The organism is Cryobacterium sp. 10I1 (assembly GCF_035019805.1).
Classification (GTDB): Bacteria; Actinomycetota; Actinomycetes; order Actinomycetales; family Microbacteriaceae; genus Cryobacterium; species Cryobacterium glucosi.
This window is the reverse complement of sequence record NZ_JASJVF010000327.1, coordinates 1-3,056: the sequence shown is the minus strand read 5'-3', so window position 1 is coordinate 3,056 and position 3,056 is coordinate 1. Positions and strand designations below refer to the sequence as shown.

Here is a 3,056-nt window from a genome sequence, read left to right as displayed (position 1 = left end):
CACCTCGCCCCCGGCACGGTCGCCCAGGTCGCCATGGCTTCAGCGGATGCCGCCGCGCAGCTCCGCCGGGCAGCCGCGGAGGCCGAGGTGGCCCGCCGAGCCGAGCAACTGCAGGTCGCGGTCACGCCGCTCCGGCACACCGGAACGATCTTCGCCCAGGGCAGCAGCCTGGGCAGCAACGTGGGCACGAACGTGGGCACAAGGCCGGCCACGAAGACAGGGCCGGTCGCCGTCGCGGGCAAGGCAACGGTCGCCGCACCGGTCAGCCGCTTCGCGTCGATGGGCATCGTCGGCGAGACCGAGCCGGGAATGACCGACCTCGACGCCGTTCTGCGCCGCCGCCGCGCCGCCGGGTAGGCACTCGGAGGAGCGCCCCCGTTCCGCCAGGAGGTCGCCGCGCACGGGGTGTGCTCAGAACGAGGCCCAACGCGTGATATTCTTCATAAGCGGTTGGGGGCTATGGCGCAGTTGGTAGCGCGTCTCGTTCGCAATGAGAAGGTCAGGAGTTCGAATCTCCTTAGCTCCACCGGCAAGACAGAAGGATCGTGGCCCAGCGGCCCCGGTCCTTTTGTCGTTTCCGGGGTGAATTCCAGCCACGACGATACTCGGCGACACGTGATGGTTGCGCGCATCAGTGCGCGAGCGGGCCGGGCTTCTGCAACTCCTGGGTGATCCGGTTCGCCTCCTCGAGGAGCAGGCGACCGAGGAACTCCTGTCGCTCCGGCCGGAACCGGGGCTCGATCCCGGTCAGGGACAGCGCCCACGCCGGCCGGCCGGACCGGTCGAAGATCGCCGCTCCCATGCCCCAGCTGCCCTCCAGGATCAGCCCGGGGTTGACCGCATACCCCGTGGTGCGGGTGAGCTCGAGGTTCGAGCGGATGCCCGCCGCCGTGTGCGCCGGACCCCACGTCGCTGCGAGCTCGCCGCCCAGCAATGCCGTCACCTCGTCCTCCGGCAGGTACGCGAGGATCGCGAGCCCGGCGGAGGCGACGCCGAGCGGGAACCGCACGCCCTCGTGCAGAACGAACGACCGGATCGGGAAGCTGCCCTCTTCCCGCAGCAGGCAGACGGTCTCCGCGCCGCGGCGGATGGAGAGGAAGGCGCTCTCGCCGGTCTCCTCGGCGAGCCGGCGCAGGCTCGGCCGGGCGAGCTCCTCGATCGGGTATCGGTCGGCGGCGACGACCCCCATCACGAAGATCTCGGGCCCGTAGTGCCAGGTGTGCCGCACGGGATCGTGGTCGAGCAGCCCCTCTGCGGCGAGCGAGGTGAGCAGGCGGTGCACGGTCGGCCGGGTCAGGCCGGAGTCCCGCACGATGTCGGAGAGCGCAGCCCCGCGCGGCGCGCGGCCCACGAGCCGGAGAAGCAGGGCGATCCGGGCCGTCACCTGGGCGCCCTGCACGGTGCCGCCCTGCACGGTGCCGCTCGGTCCCTTTGCGTCAACCGTGGTCATCTCGACTCCTATGTGTCCATAATGTGGATAATGGTGAGCCTAGTGTTCACGGGGTGGATGCGCAATCGAACGCACGGTTTTCCGCGATTGACAGGGTCTTCGCCGCCCGGTTAGCATGGCCGTCAGACAGCGTGTCCACAGGGTGGACACAGTGAATGCTCAATGAGGAGACGACCATGTCCACGGTACTGACCAGCGCGGCCGACGCACTCGGTGACGTCCTCCACGACGGGATCGTGCTCGCGGTGGGCGGCTTCGGCCTCTGTGGGATTCCCGCCGACCTGATCGACGCGGTGCGGGCATCCGGTGTTCGTGATCTCACGGTCGTCTCGAACAACATGGGCGTCGACGGGATCGGTCTCGGTCGGCTGCTCGAAACCGGGCAGGTGCGGAAGGTGATCGCGTCGTACGTCGGCGAGAACCGGCTCTTCGCCGAGCAGCTTCTCGCGGGCGAGCTCGAGGTCGAATTCAGCCCCCAGGGCACCCTCGCCGAGCGCCTCAGGGCCGGGGGAGCGGGAATCCCCGCCTTCTACACGAAGACCGGGGTCGGCACCCTCGTGGCAGAGGGCAAGCCCCACGCGGTGTTCGATGGCATCCGCTACGTGCAGGAACGCGGCATCGTCGCCGACGTCGCCCTCGTGCACGCCTGGCGCGCCGACACGGAGGGCAACCTCGTCTACCGGTACACCGCCCGAAACTTCAACCCGCTCGTCGCGACCGCCGGCATCGTCACGGTCGCCGAGGCCGAACAGATCGTGCCGCGCGGCACGATCGACCCGCACGACGTGGTGACGCCGGGCGTCTACGTGCAACGCCTCGTGCAGGCGGATGCCCGGGCCAAGCCGATCGAGCAGCGCACCGTGCGCGAGCGCGCGGTCGTGGTGTCGGCCTGAAGGTCCGGTCTGAGCCGCCCGCGACCCACCCACCAGAGACCCCCCATCCGATCGACACCCAGGGAGTACCCCATGACGTGGACCAGAGACCAGATGGCCGCGATCGCGGCCGGCGAACTGCACGACGGCGATTACGTCAACCTCGGTATCGGCATCCCGACGCTCGTCGCCAACAACCTGCCTGAGGGGGTCTCGGTCACGCTGCAGAGCGAGAACGGGCTGCTCGGCATGGGGCAATTCCCCTGGACGGGCGAGGAGGACGCCGACCTGATCAACGCGGGCAAGCAGACCGTGACGATCCTGCCGGGCGGATCCGTCTTCGACTCGGCGACCTCGTTCGGCATGATCCGCGGCGGCCACGTCAAGGTCGCGATCCTCGGTGCGATGCAGGTGTCCGGCAGCGGGGACCTCGCCAACTGGACGATCCCCGGCAAGATGATCAAGGGAATGGGCGGCGCTATGGACCTCGTCGCGGGCACCCCGCGGGTGGTCGTGCTGACCGAACACGTGGCACGGGACGGCGCCCCCAAGATCGTGACCGAGTGCAGCCTGCCGTTGACCGGCGTCGGGGTCGTCAACCGGATCATCTCCGACCTCGCTGTGTTCGACGTGACAGAGACCGGGCTCGTGCTGCGTCGCCGCGCCCCTCATCGTCTGCTGGGTGGCGGTCGCGCGCACCCGGTCGAATCGACTGCAGGCCAGGCTCGCCGCCT

The 3,056-nt window shown here is 69.5% G+C and carries 3 protein-coding genes, 1 tRNA gene and 1 pseudogene; 4 read left to right on the top strand and 1 reads right to left on the bottom strand.

The genetic code is table 11. The features are described 5' to 3' along the window. Window positions 1–357: pseudogene (locus tag QN345_RS17405) on the top strand (hypothetical protein); the annotation flags it as partial. 96 nt (window positions 358–453) lie between these two features. Continuing rightward, window positions 454–526: transfer RNA gene (locus tag QN345_RS17400), tRNA-Ala, on the top strand. A 105-nt stretch (window positions 527–631) separates the two neighbouring features. On the opposite strand, the gene QN345_RS17395 is transcribed toward QN345_RS17400, so the two are convergent. Beyond that, the gene (locus QN345_RS17395) at window positions 632–1,450 is read right to left on the bottom strand and encodes an IclR family transcriptional regulator (protein WP_322135262.1); all 819 of its coding nucleotides are present in this window, start codon (window positions 1,448–1,450) and stop codon (window positions 632–634) included. A 176-nt stretch (window positions 1,451–1,626) separates the two neighbouring features. Here QN345_RS17395 and QN345_RS17390 point away from each other — a divergent pair, with 176 nt between their 5' ends. Together QN345_RS17390 and QN345_RS17385 are read left to right on the top strand one after the other, a co-directional pair. Continuing rightward, entirely contained in the window at window positions 1,627–2,343 is a 717-nt protein-coding gene (locus QN345_RS17390) for a CoA transferase subunit A (RefSeq protein WP_322140948.1), read from the top strand. 72 nt (window positions 2,344–2,415) lie between these two features. Next, the coding region (locus tag QN345_RS17385; protein ID WP_323508962.1) for a 3-oxoacid CoA-transferase subunit B at window positions 2,416–3,056 on the top strand (641 nt) is incomplete at its 3' end.